Here is a 16,285-nt window from a genome sequence, read left to right as displayed (position 1 = left end):
GCCTGTGGGGAAGTCTGCCCCAGGCGCTCTTTGTCGTAACCCGGGTTTCTCCCCGGTACGGGCGATCAGTACGGCGACACGAGACTCACGAAGTGTGGGTCTTACTACCTCGTTCCCGTCCATGATGGGCTGGAACGATCGACCGTCGAGGAGACGAGCATGGTTACCGGCGTTGTGAAGTGGTTCAACGCGGACAAGGGCTTCGGGTTCATCACCCCGGACGACGGCGGCGCCGACGTCTTCGCCCACTTCTCCGCTATCCAGACTTCCGGCTACCGCAGCCTGGACGAGAACCAGCGTGTTGAGTTCGAGGTGACCCAGGGCCAGAAGGGCCCGCAGGCCGCGAACATCCGCCCGCTCTGATCATCCTGATCAGCTAGCACGGCAAACAGAGGCGCCGCATCCCTGGGAGGATGCGGCGCCTTCTTTGGTTTCGCGTGTCAGACCGCGGCGGTCTGCGGCAGCGGAGCCGTGCCGCCCAGGTGGGCGGGCAGCCACCAGCGGTCGTCGGGGCCGGAGGGCTTGTCGGGGTAGGCACGCTGGGCGGCGTCGAGCAGGTCGCTCAGCCGCTCTTTGAGGGTCGCGGTGAGCGCGTCGGGCGAGACGCCCTTGGGAATCTCGATCGCCTGGCCGATCTTGATGAGCACCGGCACGTGGCGCTTGGTCAGATCTTTCTCGCGGCCCTTGGTCCAGAGCCGGTGGGGACCCCAGACGGCCATCGGGATCAGCGGGACCTTGGCCGAGCGGGCCAGCCGGACGGCGCCCGACTTGAGCTCTTTGACGGTGAAGGACTCGCTGATCGTCGCCTCGGGGAAGACCCCGACGATCTCGCCGTCCTTCAGCGCCTGGGTGGCCTGGCGGAACGACGCCGCACCGGCGTCACGGTCGACCGGGATGTGGCGCATGCCCCGCATGAGCGGGCCGCTGACCTTGTGGTCGAAGACCGATTTCTTCGCCATGAAGCGCACCAGCCGCTTGGCCGGCAGGGCGCCCAGGCCGCAGAAGATGAAGTCGAGATAGCTGGAGTGATTGCTCGCGAGCACCGCGCCGCCCGACGGCGGGATGTGCTCGGCGCCGTCCACCTGGATCTTGAGGTCGAGCGCCCGGAACATCGTCTTGCACAAGGCGACGACCGGTGGATACACGAGTTCCATGGCAAGACGGTAGCCGAATTCGCTGAACTTCTCCTGGGACGGGTGCAACGTTAGGGGCTGATCGCGCGTCTATTCATTCATCGGCACTTTTTGCCCCGCGTGATCTTGGAGGTACCGGCATGCGCGGACCATCCGCTCGCCGGGAGTTGGGATTCGTGCTCGCGCTCGCCGTCTCCGGTGTCGCGCTCGTGCTCGTGGTCGCCTTCGCGCCCTGGTATTCGGCGGTCGAGGCCCCGCCAGAGGTCGGCCCGTCGCTGTGGCAGCAGATGATCGCCTTCTTCGGCAACGCGGTCGAGGCCACGGGCCGCTGACGCGGTTCGCTGACGCGGTTCGCTGACCCGGTTCGCTGACCCGGTTCGCTGACCCGGTTCGCTGACCCGGTTCGGTGATGCGTTGGGAACCACCGCACCGACGCCTTGACGCGCTCCCCGAGCCGGTGGTGTTCACTGGGATTCATGTCCGAGCCGACACCCGAAAGCCTGACCTGGCGGCAGCCGGGTGACAGGTTCGGCTCCGGACTGGTCACCGCCGCTCCCGGCCGGTCGCCGGCCGCACCACCACCGCCGCCGCCCGAGCCGCCGCCGACGTCGCCGCCCGGCGGCCCCGAGCGGCAGCGCCGCCAGATGCGGATCTTCGGTGGCATCGCCGGTGGCATTCTGGCGATCGGCCTGACCGTCGTGCTTCTGCTGGCCTTCTCGTCGGGCGGTGATCCGTTCGGTTCGAAAGAGGCGGCCCCGACCGACGTGCGTCCCCCGCTGGCCCAGGCCTGCCCCGCGCCCACCGGCTCGCCGAGCGCGGGCCCGACCCAGGCGCCCAGCGACCCGCCGCCCGCGACCGGCGCGCGCACCACCGACGAGGAAGCCGGCATCTCGTACAAGGCCTATGGAACGCCCTGGGAGCCGTGGACCGATTTCTGGCGGGCCGGGACGCTCGAGGTGCCCTACAAGGTCGGCCAGCACTTCGTCACCGAGCAGTACGGCGGTGGCAGCTACCACGCGTCGATCCTGTCGGCCGCGGTGCCGGCGGCCGACAACGACGCGGTGACGCTCAACCTCGAGTGCGTGGGCCGGCAGGTCGCGGCCGACGTGCGCGCGGAGTACTACCCGCAACCGAACACGATGGACCCCATCCGCGACGAGCTGACGACGCTGGGCGGGCGCCCCGCCTGGGTCAGCCAGTTCCGGCTGCACTTCACCGCGCCCGGCCTGACCGCCACCGACGAGCTCTCCGCGGTGGCGGTCATCGACGTCGGCAAGACGACCGCGGCCGTCCTCTACATCTCGATCCCGGGCACCCACAAACAGTGGGACTACGCGGTCGACGACGTGCTGAAGTCGGTGCGCCCTCTTTAGCTCAGCAGACCCCAGCGCTTGCGCAGCGAGTTGTCGGCCTTGTTGAACAGGACGTCGATCAGGATGCCGATGATGAGCACGACGATGATGTAGCAGATCACCAGGCTCGAGTCGCTCAGGTCGCGAGCCTGCTGCATGCGTACGCCGATGGACAGCGCGCCGGGCACGATGACCAGCAGCTCTCCCGCCATGAGGCTGCGCCACGAGAACGCCCAGCCCTGCTTGAGGCCCGAGATGAACGACGGCAGCGACGCGGGCAGGATCAGGTGCCGGTATTTCGCGATGCCGCGCATGCCCATCACCTGGCCGGCCCGCAGCCACGTGCGTGGTACGTAGTCGATGCCGCTGATCAGGCCGTTGGCGACCGACGGCGCGGCGCCGAGCACGACGACGAAGAGGATGGCGCTCTCGCTGAGCTGGAAGAGCAGGATGGCCAGCGGGAACCACATGATCGACGGCATCGTCTGCAGGCCGGTGATCAGCGAGCCGATCGCGGCCCGCAGCGGCGCGAACTGGGAGACCAGCGCGCCGATCACGGTGCCGATCACCACGGCCAGCAGGAATCCGGTGAAGGCACGGGTCATCGTCACCCGGACGCCGCCCCAGAAGTCGCCCGTGGTGATCACGTTGCCCAGGTCGGTGAAGACGGTCGCGGGGGAGGGCAGCACGTAGATCGGCTTCCACTCGGCCCAGACCACGCTCTGCCAGACGAGCAGCACCAGCGCGATCGCCAGCAGTTTGGGCCACGCGCTGCGCCAGACGCGGCGGCCGAGGTTGCCCTTCTCGCGCCGGGGTGCGAGCTCGAGCGCGTCCAGACCGGAGACCTGGGCGTCGTCCCTTTCCAAGGTGGTCTCAGCGGGCATGGCGGGCCACCTCCGAGCGGAGCCGGTCGGTGATCTCGGCGGCCTGTCCGGACACCTCGGGAGAGTCGATGCGCCGGGGCCTCTCGTGGGTGATCGCGTAGTCCTCGATCACCCGGCCCGGGCGGCTGCTGAGCAGGATCACGCGGTCGCCCAGCCGTACGGCCTCATGCACGTTGTGCGTGACGAACAGGACGGTGAGGTGCTGCTCGCGCCAGATGCGTTCGAGTTCGTCGTGCAGGATGTCGCGGGTCATCGCGTCGAGGGCGCCGAACGGCTCGTCCATCAGCAGGATGTCGGCGTCCTGGGCGAGCGCGCGGGCCAGGGCGACGCGCTGGCGCATGCCGCCGGAGAGCTCGTGCGGCCGCTTGTCGGCGAAGCCGGCCAGCCGCACGATGTCGAGCAGTTCCTCGGCGCGCCGACGGCGCTCGGCACGGGACACGCCCTGCAGCTTCAGCGGCAGTTCGACGTTGCCCCGCACCGAGAGCCACGGGAAGAGCGCGGCCTCCTGGAACATCAGCGACACCTTGCGACCGCCGATGTCGAGCGTGCCGCCGGTGATCGCGTCCAGCCCGGCGACCAGCGAGAGCAGGGTGCTCTTGCCGCAGCCGGACGCGCCCAGCAGGCAGACGAACTCGCCTTGGCGGACGGTCAGCGACACCCGGTCGAGTGCCAGCAGATCGCCGTAGCTCTTGGAGACGCCCTCAAGCCGTACGACGGATTCGGTCTTCTGATCCAGGAGGCTCATCGTTCATCCGGCCTTTCAGGCGGCTGCGTCGCTGACCTCGGGCTTGCCCGCGGCCTTGAGCAGCTCGTTGAGCGGGCCGAGGTCGTAGATGCCGTTGAGGTCGACCGGCTTGAGCAGCCCGACCTCCTTGGCGTGCTTGGCGCTGGTGAACAGCGACGCGGCGACCGGGTCGGCGGTGAAGGTGAGGTTCTTGAACGACGCTTCGAGCACGTTGTCCTTGAGCGGCTTGCCGCTGAGCGCCTCGAGCTGGGCGTTGGCCGCCTTCTGGGCGTCCGCCTTGTTCTTCTCGATGTAGTCGAGCGACTCGAGGTGGCCCTGGAGCAGCTTCTTGACCGTGGCCGGGTGCTCCTTGAGGAACTTCTGGGTCACGATCAGGTGGGTGGTGACGAAGAGCTGGTTGGGCCAGAGGGTCTTCTCGTCGACCAGCACCTTGCCCTTGGACTCCAGCAGCAGCCGGCTGTAGTTGGGCTCGGGCACCCAGGCGCCGTCGATCGCGCCCTGGGCGAAGGCCTGCAGTGCCGTCGCGTTGTCCTGCGGGAGCACCGACACGTCGCCGCCACCCTGCTGGTCGGCGTTGAGCCCGTTCTCCTTGAGCCAGGCGCGCAGTGCGACGTCCTGCGTGTTGCCGAGCTGCGGGGTGGCGATCTTCTTGCCCTTGAGGTCGGCGGGGCTGTTGATGCCCTCCTTGACCACCAGGCCGGCGCCGCCCGACGTGCTGCCCGCGATGATCTTCAGTCCGGTGCCCTTGGACTGCGCCCAGCCGTTGATGGCCGGGTTCGGGCCGATGTAGGTGGCGTCGATCGCGCCCGAGAAGAGCGCCTCGATCGCCGCGGGCCCGGCGTTGAACGTCTTGGTGTCGAGCTTGGTGCTGCCCAGCGCGGTCTGGAAGAAGCCCTTGTTCACGCCGATCAGGGCGGGCGCGTGGGTGATGTTGGGGAAGTAGCCGAGGCGCAGGGTCGCGGCGTCCGAGCCGCCACCCGTGGCCGAGGCGGCACCGTTGTCGTCACCGCCGCAGGCGGCCAGAAGCGATGCGGACAGCAGGGCGGTGGCGGCGACGGTGAGCGCACGTATGGTGCGGGAGCCCAGGGCTCCTCCTTCGTTTTTCATGGGGTGGGAACGGCCGAGAGCTCGGCCAGGGTCTTGTGGTCGACGACGCCCTCGATGGCCTCCTCGACGGCGACCCACACGTCGCGCAGCCCGGTGGCGGCGCCGTGATAGATCGCGTTGGTCGTGGGCAGCCCGCGCACCGTGGTCAGGGCGCCCCCGACGGCGCGGACGACGTCGCCGACGGTGATCTCCTCGGCGGGGCGGGCGAGCGCGTAGCCGCCGTCGACCCCGCGATGACTGTGCAGCAGGCCGGCCCGGCGCAGGTCGAGCAGGATGCCCTGCAGGAAGCTGAGCGGTATGTCCTGGGCGGCGGCGAGGGCGGCCGCCTTCACCAGCCGGGGGTGTTCCACCGTCACCGAGAGCATGGCCCTCACGGCGTAGTCGGTGCGCGCCGAGACGTACACGATGCCCCCATCCCGTCATACCCGCTTATGCCTATCTGATGGATAGGAATGATGGTCTGGGTAGGGAATGCCGTCAAGCCTCCGGCCGGGAATCGACATCTCCGGGTGGCCGAACGGTGACATGCAGTCGCGACGCCGATCGAAGAAGGCGCTAATGTCATTTCGTGGCGCGCAGAATCAAGATCCCCGCGACGAAGTACCCGGTGGAGCGTTTCACCCTGGCCAACGGATTGCGGGTGGTGCTCACCCAAGACCGCAGCGCCCCGGTCGTCGGCGTGGCCGTCGTCTACGACGTGGGCATCCGCTCCGAACCCGAGGGCCGCACAGGCTTCGCCCACCTCTTCGAGCACCTGATGTTCCAGGGCTCGGAAAACCTGGAGAAGCTGGCCCACTTCCGGCACGTGCAGGGCGCCGGAGGCACCTTCAACGGCTCCACCCACCTCGACTACACCGACTATTTCGAGGTGCTGCCCTCGGGCGCGCTCGAGCGGGCGCTCTTCCTCGAAGCCGACCGCATGCGTGGGCCCCGGCTCACCGAGGAGAACCTGCTCAACCAGATCGACGTGGTCAAGGAAGAGATCCGCGTCAACGTGCTGAACCGGCCCTACGGCGGGTTCCCCTGGCTGCGGCTGCCCCCGGTGATGTTCTCGACCTTCCCCAACGCCCACGACGGCTACGGCTCCTTCGGCGACCTCGACAGCGCCACCGTCGCCGACGCGCAGGCGTTCTTCGACCGCTACTACGCCTGCGGCAACGCGACCCTGGCCGTGGCGGGCGACTTCGACGTGGCGACCGCGACCGAGATGATCCACCGCCACTTCGGCGACGTGCCGGCCCGCCCGGCCCCGCCGCTGCCCGACTTCAACGAGCCCGACCTGACGAGCGAGAAACGCGACGTCTACACCGACCGGCTCGCCCCGCTGCCCGGCGTGGCCAGCGCGTGGCGGGTGCCCGACCCGATCGGTGACTTCGACAACTACCTGCCCTTCGTGGTGCTGGCCGAGGTGCTGACCGACGGCGACGCGTCCCGTCTGGTCGAGCGCCTGGTGCAGCGCGACCGCACGGTCACCAGCATCGGCGGCTACATCGGTTTCATGGGCGACGAGTTCCAGGTGCGCAACCCCACCGCGATGCTGCTGCAGGCGCACATGCCGCCCGGCGGCGACGCGGAAAAGGTGCTGCGCACGATCGACGAGGAACTCGACCGGCTCGCGACCGACGGGCTCAAGCCCGGCGAGCTCGAACGCACGCAGGCCCGCATCGCGACCCACCTGCTGCGGGACACCGACTCGGTGCTCGGCCGGGCGCTGCCGATGGCCGTGCTCGAGCTCCAGCGCGGCCGTCCCGAGATGCTCAACGAACTGCCGAAGCTGGTCGGCGAGGTCACCGCGCCGCAGATCGTCGCCGCGGCCGCCACCATGCGCCCTTCGCGGCGCGCAACTGTCGAGGTCCTCCCGGGAGCCGCCGCATGAGCAAGACCCTGCCCGACCTGGTTCCGGACGCGAAGCTCAAGCTGCCCAAGGAGGCCGAGCGCACGCTGGCCGGCGGTCTCACGGTGATCGCCATCCGGCGACCGGCCGTGCCGCTGGTCGAGCTGCGGCTGCGGGTGCCGTTCGGCAAGGCCCCGCTGCCTCGCGCGACGCTGCTCTCCCAGGCGCTGTTCACCGGCACCGGCACGATGACCAGCGTCGACATCGCGGCCGAGCTGCAGGCGGTCGGCGGTGGGCTCTCGGCCGGGCTCGACCCCGACCGGCTCCTGATCTCCGGCAACTCGCTCGCCGCCGGCCTCGACCGCATGCTCGAGATCCTGGCCGGCGTGCTCACCGACGCCACCTATCCGAACGACGAGGTGGCGACCGAGCGCGACCGGCTGGTCGACCACATCTCGGTGGCGCTGTCCCAGCCGTCCCACATCGCCCGGGCCGCCCTGCTGAAGCGCATGTTCGGCAAGCACCCCTACGCGGTGCAGACCCCCGAGCCCGAGCAGGTGCGCGGCGTGCGCCCGGCCCAGCTGCGCACGCTGCACGCCGAGCGGGTCCGCCCCGAGGGCGCGGTGCTGGTGCTGGTGGGCGACATCAACCCCGAGAAGGCGATCGACGCCGCGGAAAAGGCGCTCGGCAGCTGGACCGGCCCGGCCAAAGCGGTCGACGTGCCGCCCGTCCCGCCGCTCGAGCCCGGCCCGCTGCTGCTGGTCGACCGGCCCGGTTCGGTGCAGTCCTCGCTGCGCATGGCCCTGCCGGCCGTCGACCGCACCGACCCCGACTACGCCGCCCTCCAGCTCGCCAACCTGGTCTTCGGCGGCTACTTCTCGTCCCGCTGGGTCGAGAACATGCGCGAGGACAAGGGCTACACCTACGGCCCGCACACCGGCATCGAGCATTTCCTGGCCGGTTCGGCGCTGCTGGTCTCGGCCGAGGTCGCGACCGAGGTGACCGGCCCGTCGCTGCTCGAGACCCTCTACGAGCTCGGCCGCATCGCCAGCCTCCCGCCCGGTGAGGAAGAGCTCGAGCAGGCCCGCCGCTACGCGCTCGGCACGCTGCGCCTCGGCATGTCGACCCAGGCGGGCCTGGCCGGTCTGGCGAGCATGTACGCCAGCTTCGGCCTGCGCCTCGACCACCTGCGGCAATACTCCGCCGCGCTGGCGACCGCGACGCGCGAGCAGGTGGCCGAGGTGGCCTCCCGCTTCCTCGCGCCGACCCAGGCGGTCACGGTCGTGCTCGGCGACGCCGAGAAGGTGCAGGCACCCCTGGCCGCGCTCACGACGGTGGAACGAAGCGCCGAGTGAGTGCCCCGGAACAGCCCGACCTGCGGGAGCAGCCCGGCGGGCTCGCCGACGCGCCACCCCTGGCGCGCGGCACGCTCGACCGGGCCGCCCTGCACCGCACCGACGACGAATGGCTGGCCGCGGCCTGGGAACGCGGCCGGGTGCTGCTGGTCGACCTCGACAAGGGCGGCCGGGCGCTGGTGACCGACGGGCCCGAGCTGGTTCTGCTGCCGCCGGCCGAGGCGCCCGAGGGGGAGCGCTGGTTCCTCGGCGTCGACACCGACGAGACCCCGCTGTGGGCGATCGACGCGCCGCTGCCAGAGATCAAAGGCGGTCACGCGGTCACCCTGCGCGACATCGGCCACCTCCTGAGCGACCGTGACGCGGGCATCCTCACCACGGCCGTCGCCCTCGGCAACTGGCACCGCAGTCACCGGTTCTCGCCGCGCACCGGTCTGCCCACCACGACGGTGGAGGCGGGCTGGGCGCGCCGCGACACCGACGGCAACATGATGTGGCCGCGCACCGACCCGGCGATGATCGTGCTGGTGCACGACGGCGTCGCCGGCCCCGAGGGCCGCTGCCTGCTCGGCCACAACGCCGCGTGGGGCCGGGCGGCCGACGGTGGGCTGCGCTTCTCGTGCCTGGCGGGCTACGTCGAGCCCGGTGAGTCGTCCGAGGCCGCGGTCGCCCGCGAGGTCGGCGAAGAGGTCGGCCTCACCCTCACGTCACTGCGCTACGCGGGCAGCCAGTCGTGGCCGTTCCCCGGCTCACTGATGCTCGGCTTCCACGCGACGGCCGACCCGGCCCAGCCGGTCCGCCTCGACCCGGCCGAGATCGACGAGGCGCACTGGTTCAGCCGGGAGGACGTCGCCAAGATGATCGCGGGCGATTTCCACCATTCCGAGAGCGGCGTCGAGATGAGTCTGCCGATGCCCTCTTCCATTGCTTTCTATCTCATTGAGCGCTGGTTGGGCGGTTTAACCCGGTAACGGAATCAAGTCTGTCTAATCAGAGAAGTTTTCTGTTATCGGAGTAACCAAAATCGGTCGCTGCATCGTCTCGGTTAACAAAGACCGAGAGGTGAGAAACGATGACGCAGGTGCAAGCGCCCGCCTGGGCTCCGATGACCGCCGACGAGCGGGCCCGGTTCGACCGTGACGGGTTCCTCGTGGTGCGCGGGGTCCTTACCGAGAGTGAGATCGAGGTCGCGCGCGCCGCGGTCCTCGGCGCCTTCGAGCGGGCCGGTCAACCCGGCGGGCACGGCCTGGGATCGACCGGAGCGCTGCACCAGCTCTCCGCCGTGACGTCCCTGCCCGAGCTGGCGTTCCTGCTCGACCACCCGGTGGCGTTCCGCTACATCTGGTCGCTGCTGGGCTGGAACGTGCACGTCTACCACTCGCACATCGACGTGCACCCGCAGATCCACGAGAAGCAGAAGGAATGGTGGCACTGGCACCAGGACGGTGGCCGCCAGAACCGCGAGATCGAGACCGACCCGCGCCCGGCGCTGTCGGTCAAGCTCGCCTACTGGCTCTCCGACGTGAGCGAGACCGGCCGGGGCAACTTCACCGTGCTGCCGGGCAGCCACAAGACCAACTGGCTGCCCGGCCCGCCGAGCCGCGGCGTTCCGTGGCCGCAGCCCGAGGGCGCCATCCAGATCACCGCGAACCCCGGCGACCTGGTCGTCTTCGACCGCCGCCTGTGGCACGCGCGCTCCGACAACTACTCGCCGATCACGCGGGTGGGCGCCTTCTTCGGCTACACCTACCGTTGGATCGCCGGCCGCGACGACGTCGCCGACCTTCCGAACCGTCCCGAGTGGGCGGGCTTCAACGACGTGCAGAGGCAGCTTCTCGGCGGCGCGGGTGACGGCAGCGGCGACCACGCCTGGGGTCACTACCCCGAGACCACGCCCCTTTACGGCGCGCTTCAGCAGCGCGGTCTGCTCGACTCGAGCATCCCGGCTCTCATCCCGTAACACCGTTCTCCCCGATAACCTTCTGATATGGGGCAAACGGGGACGTTGTACACCGCGGCGGGCCGCCTTCTCCTCGACGCACTCGGGGAGAAGAGCCCGGCGCGGTCCCTGTCACACTGTGCCGGTTCACCCGGCGCGGTCCGGCTGCTGCGCGAGCTGTTCACGGTGGCGGTGCGGCGCGGTTTCGTCGGGCGCGATCCCCGCGACATCACCGCGTACGTCCGCGACCTGCTCGACTATCAGTCCCTGCCGGCCGGTGGCGAGTTCGCCCGCCAGGCCGAAGCCGTGATGCGCTCGGTACTCGGCGAGCCCGAGGTGGCGTACGCGGTCTCGGACCGGCGGCGCTTCGAGTTGATCTGCCTCATGGTCGGGGACCTGGTGCGTCCGCCCGGTGTGCCCACGGGCGAGCTGGTGGCGCTGATGCGTCAGGCGGAGCGACGGGCGGCACGATCGTGACGCACACCGAGGCAGGGCGTTATCTGCGACTCGTGGTGGCCGAGGAGGCGCCCCGCACGGGGGACACGCCGGACTCCGGCGCGCGTCGCGTTTGGGAGATCGCTTTCGGACTGGCCGCGCGAAGGCGCTTCGAAACCGACAGCCCGCTGGCCGAGATCGGGCGAACTGTCACGGCGGCCGTCCGCTCGGCCGCGCTGCCGCTGCTCGAGGCCGAGATGCTGGTGCGCGAGGCTCTGGGCGAGCAGGTACCGGTGGACGGAATCGCGGAGAGCGTGCGTACCGCCGTACATCTGCTGGTATTCGCTCGTCTCGCCGACGAGCTGGCCCTGACCGACGACGAGCTCGACAGCCTGATCGCGCAGGCCGAGGAGCTCGCCGCCGCCGGGATCAGCCCGCGGTCAGAGCCGACAGGTGTTCCTTGACCTGCACGATCGACGGGTTCGTCAAAGCCGAGCCGTCGTCGAACTTGAGGGTGGGCACGGTCTGGTTGCCGCCGTTGACGCTCATCACGAAGTCGGCCGCGGCCGGCTCCTGCTCGATGTCCACCACCTCGTAGGCGATGCCCTCACGGTCGAGCTGCGACTTGAGACGGTGGCAATAGCCGCACCAGGACGTCGAGTACATGGTCAACATCGGTCGCGAACTCCTTCGGCTGGGTCACATGGCACTGCGCCTTCCGGCACAACGCGCGACCCGGGTGCCATGATTCCCTATCGTGCGGACTGATGCGGTGCTGGCCGGTCTCGACCCCGAGCAGCGGACGGCGGTGACCGCCCCCGCCGGGCCGGTCTGCATCCTCGCCGGCGCCGGGACGGGCAAGACCCGGGCGATCACCCACCGGATCGCCTATCGAACGCTGACCGGCGAGGTGAGCCCGCGGCACATCCTCGCGGTCACCTTCACGGCGCGGGCGGCCGCCGAGATGCGGTCCCGGCTCACCGAGCTCGGCGCCTCCGGCGTTCAGGCCCGTACGTTTCACGCGGCCGCGCTGCGCCAGGTGCGCTACTTCGCGCCCCGGCTGCTCGAGGGCCGGTCGATGCCCGAGCTGCTCGAGAGCAAGGCGCGAGTGGTCGGGCTGGCGGCGGCGCGCGCGGGGGTGCGAGCCGACCGCACCGGTGCGCGCGACCTGGCCAGCGAGATCGAGTGGGCGAAGTCGTCGCTCGTCGAGCCGGGGGAGTACGCGGTGGCGGCCAAGAAGGCGTTGCGTGAGCCGCCTTTCGAGCCGGCCAAGGTCGCCGAGGTCTTCGCCGCGTACGAGTCGCTCAAACGCCGGCAGGGTGTGATCGATTTCGAGGACATGCTGCGCGCGGCGGTCTGGGGGATCGAGGAGCACCCGGACGTGGCCGAGCAGATCCGCTCGCAGTACCGCCACTTCGTCGTGGACGAGTATCAGGACGTCAACCCGCTGCAGCAGCGGCTGCTCGAAGCCTGGCTGGGCGGGCGCGACGACCTCACCGTGGTCGGCGACGCCAGCCAGACGATCTATTCGTTCACCGGTGCCACCTCTTCGTACCTCATCGACTTCCCCCGGCAGCGCCGCGAGGCCGTGGTGATCCGGTTGGTCCGCGACTACCGCTCCACCCCGCAGGTGGTCGGGCTGGCCAACGCGGTGATCCGGCAGGCCCGCGGCAACGAGGCACGGCTGCGGCTGGAACTCGTCGGTCAGCGACCGCCCGGCGCCGAGCCCGAACTCAAGATCTTCCCGGACGAGGCGGGCGAGGCGGTCGCGGTGGCCCGGCGCTGTCGCGAGCTGATCGCGTCGGGCATGCCGGCCAGCGAGATCGCCGTGCTCTTCCGGACCAACGCGCAGTCGGAGACGTACGAAAAGGCACTCGCCGAGGCCGAGGTGCCGTACGTGGTGCGGGGCGCCGAACGGTTCTTCGAGCGGCCCGAGGTCCGCCAGGCGATGATCGCGATGCGGGCCGCCGTACGCTCGACCCCCGGTGAGACGCCGTTGGTGCAGGCGGTGGTCGACGCGCTCGCCGCGACGGGCTGGCAACGCGAGCAGCCTCCGCCCGGCGGTGCGGCGCGCGAGCAGTGGGAGGCGCTGGCCGCGCTCGTCGCCCTGGCCGAGGACTTTGCGAAGGTTCTGGTGGTCGAACCGATCGGCGAGGCCGGGGCCGTGCAGCGCGACCTCACCCTGACCGCTTTCAACGAGGAGCTGTCCCGGCGGGCCGAGCAACAGCACGCGCCTACCGTCGCCGGCGTCACCCTGGCCTCGCTGCATTCGGCCAAGGGCCTCGAATGGGACGCGGTCTTCCTGGTCGGGCTGGCCGACGGCACGCTGCCGACCACGTACGCCAAGACGCCCGACCAGCTCGAGGAGGAGCGACGGCTGCTCTACGTCGGGGTCACGCGGGCCCGTCAGTGGCTGTGGCTCTCGTACGGCCAGTCGCGCTCGACGGGCAGCCGGGCGCGCCGCCCCTGCCGTTTCCTGCCGCAGCTCGAACGCACCTCGTCGACCGAACGGGCCGGCGACCGGAGTCGGAAACCCGACCGCCGGCGTCCGCAGGTGTCCTCGTGCCGGGTCTGCGGCGCCACTTTGCTGGCCGGGGCCGACCGCAAACTGGGCCGCTGCCCGACCTGCCCGTCCGACCTCGACGAGGACCTTTTCGAGCGCCTGCAGAAGTGGCGCGCGGCCGCCGCCGCCGAGCTCAAAGTCCCTGCGTACGTGGTATTCACCGACGCGACGCTGGTGGCGCTGGCCGAACGGCGCCCGGCGACGCCGCCGGAACTGCTGGCGATCGCCGGGATCGGGGCTCGCAAGCTGGGTCAGCACGGGGCCGCGGTGTTCGCTCTCGTGGGTGGCGCGAGCCCCGAGGAAGCCCTCTCAAAAAACTTTGAAAACTAGTCCGTTAATTCGTTTGCCTCGCCCGTGGAGGCAGGCATAGCCTCAGAACACGCCTCGCCGAGCAGGGATGTTCGGCGGACTTAAACACTACGAGTGCAAGCAATTGGAGGAGGTGGCAGACATGGAGATCTTCATGATGACGACGACACGACCGTGGATGCCGCTGACCCTTGCCTGCGCTCCGTCCGCCTCGTCGTTCGTCCCCGTGGCGAAACTCGAGCGGGCTCCGATCTCGGCCGTGGCCCCCGTTTCGGTGGCCGTGCTGGCCGCAGAGCGGGCTCCGGTTCAGCGGGTGCACCAGGTCTCCGTCCAGGCCGAGCTGGGCGATCTGGCGCGCACCGGAATCAACAGCACCAACAGCACCAACGGCACCACCCCTGGGTTCAAGGGCAGCAACGTCTCCATTAAGCGCTACACGGATGGTGGCAGCGGTGTCCCGCCTCGAGGAAGGCCGGTCTGACAAACAGACCTCCGGCTCACCTCGAGGCCGCGGAACCCGTAACCGGGATCCGCGGCCTAATTTTTTTGCCGGCTCACCGGCCGGACGCACGACCTGAACGGCGATCCAGAAGATCGATGAGAAGAGAGAGGTGACCGGGCTTTATGAGTCTGGCGCTGGCCCCACTCGACGTGAGCGTCGAGATCGAGGCAAACCTGCCCTGTCGGAAGTTCGACCCGGACCTGTGGTTCTCGGACTCCCCGGCCCAGCTGGAACTGGCCAAGTCGATGTGCGGCGACTGCCCGCTGCGCGTCGAGTGCCTCGCCGGCGCGGTCGAGCGGAACGAGCCCTGGGGTGTCTGGGGTGGCGAGATCTTCGAGCGCGGTGCCGTGGTTCCGCGCAAGCGGCCGCGTGGCCGTCCTCGCAAGGCTGACGTGGCGCGCGACGCCGAGCTGGCCCACGAGGTCGAGGAGCGGCTCGCCGCGAACGGACTCGACTCCCGCAACGCCGTCCGTCTGGCGGCCTGAGATGACCACCCTCCCCCACCCCGACTACCGGAAGCAGACCACTGCCATGTATCCGAGCGGAGAGACCAAGATGAGACTTCTCCAAGAAGCGTTGAGCAGGGCCCGAATGCGTCGGCCTCAGAGTGACACCACACCTGAGGCACACCGTCCCGCTCGCCGCGTTGCCATGGAGGCCCGCCACACCGCCTCCCGCGAACTCGGCGGCCGGCGATTCTGATCCCCGCGACTCGCTGAACACCTGTAGAGAAAGGCGAGAGGCCCGTCCGCACACCGCGGCCGGGCCTCTCGCCTTTGTGGATTCTCAGGCTTCTGGCTGACTTTGTGTCTCAGGCATTGCCAGACTTGTGTCTCAGGCTTTGGCTGACAGGAACACCTCGGCGGCCGCGGTCAGGTAGGCCGGGTCGTCGACGTGGCACAGCTCGCGGGCCGAGTGCATCGAGAGCAGGGCGACGCCCACGTCGAGAGTGGGGATGCCGATGCGGGCGGCCGTGATCGGGCCGATCGTGGAGCCGCACGGGACGGAGTTGTTGGAGACGAACTCCTGGTAGGGGATCTGGGCGGCGGCGCAGGTGCGGGCCCAGAGGGCTGCGCCGGGGCCGTCGGTGGTGTAGCGCTGGTTGGCGTTGATCTTCAGCAGCGGGCCGGCGCCGGGCAGCGGGCGGTTGACCGGGTCGTGCTTCTCGGGACGGTTCGGGTGCACGGCGTGGCCCGCGTCGGACGACAGGCACCACGAGCCGGCGATCGCGCGGGCCAGGTCGGACCGGTCGCCGCCCAGTGCGGACGAGACTCGCTCCAGGACGTCGGCCAGGAACGGACCGGCGGCGCCCGAGCGGGTCTCCGAGCCGACCTCCTCGTGGTCGAAGGCGGCCAGGACCGCGATCGCGTCGGTGGGTTCGGTCGCGAGGAGGGCGGTCACACCGGCGTGCACTGAGGAGAGGTTGTCGAGGCGGGCCGAGGCGAAGAGCTTGCGGTCGGCGCCGAACCGGGCGGGCGCGGCGGAGTCGACGGTGACGATGTCGTAGCCGGCCACGTCGGCCGCGGCCATGTCGGCCAGCCGGGCCAGGTGGGCGACGATGTCGGCGTCCTCGGGCGTGCCCACACCCCAGACCGGCTGGAGCTCGCGCTGCTTGTCGGGGGCGAACGACTCGTTGACCGCGCGGTCGAGGTGGATCGCCAGATGCGGGATTCGCGCGAACGGGCCGGTGCGCACCAATTGGACGGTGCCGTCACGGTGGACGATCCGGCCCGCGAATTCGAGTTCGCGGTCGAACCAGGACGACACGATCGGTCCGCCGTAGACCTCGACGCCGGCCTGCCACCAGCCGAACGTGACCGTCGACGGCTTGGGCTTGAGCTTGAAGCCGGGCGAGTCGGTGTGGCTGCCGAACACGCGGAACGGCGTGCCCCGGCCGGCCGTCGCGGGCAGAGCCAGAGCGATGACCGACCCATCCCGTATGGCCACGAGCCGCGCCCCGGGCTGCACGGCCTCGGACCAGTCGGCCGTCTCGTCGAGCGTCACGTAACCGGCCTCGCTCAGCCGGCGGGCGACCTCGTCGGCGGCGTGATAGGAGCTCGGCGACGCCGAGACGAAGGCGGCCAGGTCGTCGATGTGGGCGGAGGCATCCATGTCGACCATCAGATC

Annotated in this window: 19 protein-coding genes; 12 read left to right on the top strand and 7 right to left on the bottom strand. The window is 70.0% G+C overall.

Translation table 11 applies throughout. The features are described from left to right. Positions 1-159 precede the first annotated feature (159 nt). Complete coding sequence (gene cspE / locus EER30_RS02760) at positions 160-363, top strand: transcription antiterminator/RNA stability regulator CspE (protein WP_015625344.1); 204 nt, start codon at positions 160-162, stop codon at positions 361-363. A 77-nt stretch (positions 364-440) separates the two neighbouring features. Here the strand turns inward: cspE and EER30_RS02755 are convergent, their stop codons facing one another. Beyond that, complete coding sequence (locus EER30_RS02755; RefSeq protein WP_127497903.1) at positions 441-1,154, bottom strand: lysophospholipid acyltransferase family protein; 714 nt, start codon at positions 1,152-1,154, stop codon at positions 441-443. A 119-nt stretch (positions 1,155-1,273) separates the two neighbouring features. Between EER30_RS02755 and EER30_RS02750 the strand changes: the two genes are divergently transcribed. Beyond that, on the top strand, positions 1,274-1,465 hold the full coding sequence (locus EER30_RS02750) for a hypothetical protein (RefSeq protein WP_127497901.1): 192 nt from the start codon (positions 1,274-1,276) through the stop codon (positions 1,463-1,465). Between the two features lie 144 nt (positions 1,466-1,609). Next, complete coding sequence (locus EER30_RS02745) at positions 1,610-2,506, top strand: hypothetical protein (RefSeq protein ID WP_127497899.1); 897 nt, start codon at positions 1,610-1,612, stop codon at positions 2,504-2,506. On the opposite strand, the gene EER30_RS02740 is transcribed toward EER30_RS02745, so the two are convergent. Genes EER30_RS02740 through EER30_RS02725 form a run of 4 tightly spaced genes read right to left on the bottom strand, consistent with a single transcriptional unit; the run spans position 2,503 to position 5,625 of the window. Further along, on the bottom strand, positions 2,503-3,369 hold the full coding sequence (locus tag EER30_RS02740) for an ABC transporter permease (RefSeq protein ID WP_127497897.1): 867 nt from the start codon (positions 3,367-3,369) through the stop codon (positions 2,503-2,505). The genes EER30_RS02745 and EER30_RS02740 overlap by 4 nt on opposite strands. Continuing rightward, positions 3,359-4,114, bottom strand: coding sequence for an ABC transporter ATP-binding protein (locus EER30_RS02735; protein ID WP_127497895.1), 756 nt, complete (start codon positions 4,112-4,114; stop codon positions 3,359-3,361). The genes EER30_RS02740 and EER30_RS02735 overlap by 11 nt, the downstream gene beginning before the upstream one ends. Positions 4,115-4,129: 15 nt before the next feature. After that, entirely contained in the window at positions 4,130-5,200 is a 1,071-nt protein-coding gene (locus EER30_RS02730) for an ABC transporter substrate-binding protein (protein ID WP_127499303.1), read from the bottom strand. A 17-nt stretch (positions 5,201-5,217) separates the two neighbouring features. Beyond that, complete coding sequence (locus EER30_RS02725; RefSeq protein WP_127497893.1) at positions 5,218-5,625, bottom strand: RrF2 family transcriptional regulator; 408 nt, start codon at positions 5,623-5,625, stop codon at positions 5,218-5,220. 164 nt (positions 5,626-5,789) lie between these two features. Here EER30_RS02725 and EER30_RS02720 point away from each other — a divergent pair, with 164 nt between their 5' ends. The 6 genes from EER30_RS02720 (at position 5,790) to EER30_RS02695 (ending at position 11,248) form a co-directional block, all read left to right on the top strand. Continuing rightward, entirely contained in the window at positions 5,790-7,097 is a 1,308-nt protein-coding gene (locus EER30_RS02720) for a M16 family metallopeptidase (RefSeq protein ID WP_127497892.1), read from the top strand. Continuing rightward, positions 7,094-8,410: a M16 family metallopeptidase gene (locus EER30_RS02715; RefSeq protein WP_127497890.1), complete on the top strand. Its 1,317-nt coding sequence runs from the start codon at positions 7,094-7,096 to the stop codon at positions 8,408-8,410. Before EER30_RS02720 ends, EER30_RS02715 begins: the two co-directional genes overlap by 4 nt. After that, positions 8,407-9,381 carry an NAD(+) diphosphatase gene (nudC, locus tag EER30_RS02710; protein WP_127497888.1) on the top strand — a complete coding sequence of 325 codons (975 nt, stop codon included), beginning with the start codon at positions 8,407-8,409 and terminating at the stop codon, positions 9,379-9,381. Before EER30_RS02715 ends, nudC begins: the two co-directional genes overlap by 4 nt. Positions 9,382-9,482: 101 nt before the next feature. Beyond that, entirely contained in the window at positions 9,483-10,370 is an 888-nt protein-coding gene (locus tag EER30_RS02705; protein WP_127497886.1) for a phytanoyl-CoA dioxygenase family protein, read from the top strand. A gap of 27 nt (positions 10,371-10,397) precedes the next feature. Next, positions 10,398-10,826, top strand: a complete 429-nt coding sequence (locus EER30_RS02700; RefSeq protein ID WP_127497884.1) for a hypothetical protein — start codon at positions 10,398-10,400, stop codon at positions 10,824-10,826. Further along, positions 10,823-11,248 (top strand): hypothetical protein, encoded by a 426-nt coding sequence (locus tag EER30_RS02695; RefSeq protein ID WP_127497882.1) that lies wholly within the window; start codon positions 10,823-10,825, stop codon positions 11,246-11,248. The genes EER30_RS02700 and EER30_RS02695 overlap by 4 nt, the downstream gene beginning before the upstream one ends. Here the strand turns inward: EER30_RS02695 and EER30_RS02690 are convergent. Then, entirely contained in the window at positions 11,214-11,459 is a 246-nt protein-coding gene (locus EER30_RS02690; protein ID WP_127497880.1) for a mycoredoxin, read from the bottom strand. The two genes, EER30_RS02695 and EER30_RS02690, sit on opposite strands and share 35 nt — an antisense overlap. An 82-nt stretch (positions 11,460-11,541) precedes the next feature. On the opposite strand from EER30_RS02690, the gene EER30_RS02685 reads away from it, so the two are divergent. From EER30_RS02685 to EER30_RS02675, 3 genes are all read left to right on the top strand, one after another. Continuing rightward, positions 11,542-13,677, top strand: a complete 2,136-nt coding sequence (locus tag EER30_RS02685) for an ATP-dependent DNA helicase UvrD2 (protein WP_127497878.1) — start codon at positions 11,542-11,544, stop codon at positions 13,675-13,677. Between the two features lie 121 nt (positions 13,678-13,798). Beyond that, a complete protein-coding gene (locus EER30_RS02680) occupies positions 13,799-14,137 on the top strand; it encodes a hypothetical protein (RefSeq protein ID WP_127497876.1) in 339 nt (112 codons plus the stop codon). Between the two features lie 143 nt (positions 14,138-14,280). Then, positions 14,281-14,643: a WhiB family transcriptional regulator gene (locus tag EER30_RS02675; RefSeq protein WP_127497875.1), complete on the top strand. Its 363-nt coding sequence runs from the start codon at positions 14,281-14,283 to the stop codon at positions 14,641-14,643. A 349-nt stretch (positions 14,644-14,992) separates the two neighbouring features. Here EER30_RS02675 and EER30_RS02665 read toward each other — a convergent pair whose 3' ends face one another. Beyond that, a complete protein-coding gene (locus tag EER30_RS02665; RefSeq protein WP_127497871.1) occupies positions 14,993-16,270 on the bottom strand; it encodes a M18 family aminopeptidase in 1,278 nt (425 codons plus the stop codon). Positions 16,271-16,285 lie beyond the last annotated feature (15 nt).

This window comes from Actinoplanes solisilvae, assembly GCF_003999975.1.
Lineage (GTDB): Bacteria > Actinomycetota > Actinomycetes > Mycobacteriales > Micromonosporaceae > Actinoplanes > Actinoplanes solisilvae.
The sequence above is the reverse complement of the archived record's forward strand: the minus strand, read 5'-3'. Positions and strand labels throughout refer to the sequence as shown.